Genomic DNA, 1,404 nt, shown 5'->3' with positions numbered 1-1,404 from the left:
CCGGGCGCCCTGCCCACCGCCGGCCGCACATCCAGCAACGCCCGGCCCTCGCCCGACCGCAGCCGGTAGAGCCGGCCGTCCAGGTGGGATTCGGCCCGGATCGGCTCCGCCGAGCGCAGCGGCACCTCCACCTCGCGGCCGTCCGTGGCCAGACGCAGCAGCAGGCCGTAGCTGCCCGCGGGCAGCTCCGACAGGTCGATGCCGGGCTTGTCCGGGGAGGTGAATCTGGCCCGGTTGTAGTTGCAGGCGGCCTCCTGGTAGTACCGGAAGGAAACCGAGGGGTCCGTCCTGTCCCCGGCCAGGGGAAACTCGTGCCGGGTTCCGTTGCCCCAGAGCACCAGTGTGGTGTCTAGCGCCGAGGCCTTCCCGACGGCGTGGCCGCGCAGGAACGCGGCGCCTTCGGGAAAGAACCTGCCGCCCTCCAGCCGGCCCGAGGAAAGGTTGGCAACGGATCCGCCGGCGGCGCGCTGCCGCTCCAATGCCTTCCGGCGCACCCCGGGTGCCTGCCGGTGCCCGTTGCGGACCGTGCCGAGGCGGGGCGGAGCGTTGTCCGCCGCCGCGTACAGGACGGACAGCACCAGCGGCAGGTTGTAGCGGATGGTACCGGCGTGGTCCCAGACCAGGTCCGAGTCCGTCTCGATGTAGTTGAAGTTCGGGTACTTGGCGAACAGCGGCAGCGCCGGGGCGATCTGCACGTCGTGGAACTGGTCCCGGCGGGAACTGAAGATGTAGATGTTCTTGTCCATGCCCCGGTCCGCAGCCACCGCGTCCGGCAGCAGCGCGTCCAGGAGCCGCTGCTCCCGGTCGCCTCCGCCCCCGGTCATGTGGGCAAAGATCCCGGGCCGGACTTTCCGGGTATGGGTGCCGACATAGATTTGCGGGGCGTTGGCCACGATATTGCGGAAGTTGTACTTGATGCCGAAATACAGTGCCGGGAACCCGCCCTTGGAGATGCCGGCCAGCGTGCACTCGTTCCGGGTCAGCCCCAGCCGCGCCAGCTCGGCGTCGATCAGCGCGAGGACGGCGCGTTCAACACCGAAGTCCATGTTCCGGCACACCGAATAGGCGTAGTAGCCGTCGAAGCTGTCCTTGATCCACAGCCAGTTGGCCTGGCTGTCCCGGCTGGACCGCCCGTCGAAGTCGTAGGCATCCAGGGGCCGCAGGCCGGTGAACATGACGATCAGGTGGCGCCGGTCCAGCCGGGCGGCGCGCCGCTTGTACTGCACCTGGACGCCGTGGTGCAGAAACTCGTGTTCGCATGGGGCCATGGGGGCGAAGCTACCGGCCGCGGGTGAACGCGAAGGAAACAGTGCCCGACGACGGCGCGGCGCACCGGCACTCGGCGCCGGGGTTACCGGCGCCGGACCAGCCGGCGGGTGATGCGCCGCCCGAGGGCGGCGGGCC

At 70.2% G+C, this 1,404-nt stretch carries 1 protein-coding gene; it reads right to left on the bottom strand.

The features are described from left to right. A partial coding sequence (locus ACFQ36_RS22705; protein WP_377017835.1) for an accessory Sec system protein Asp2 occupies positions 1 to 1,268 on the bottom strand: 1,268 nt, incomplete at its 3' end. Positions 1,269 to 1,404 lie beyond the last annotated feature (136 nt).

It is taken from the genome of Arthrobacter sp. GCM10027362 (assembly GCF_042679445.1).
GTDB lineage: Bacteria > Actinomycetota > Actinomycetes > Actinomycetales > Micrococcaceae > Crystallibacter.
The sequence above is the reverse complement of the archived record's forward strand: the minus strand, read 5'-3'. Positions and strand labels throughout refer to the sequence as shown.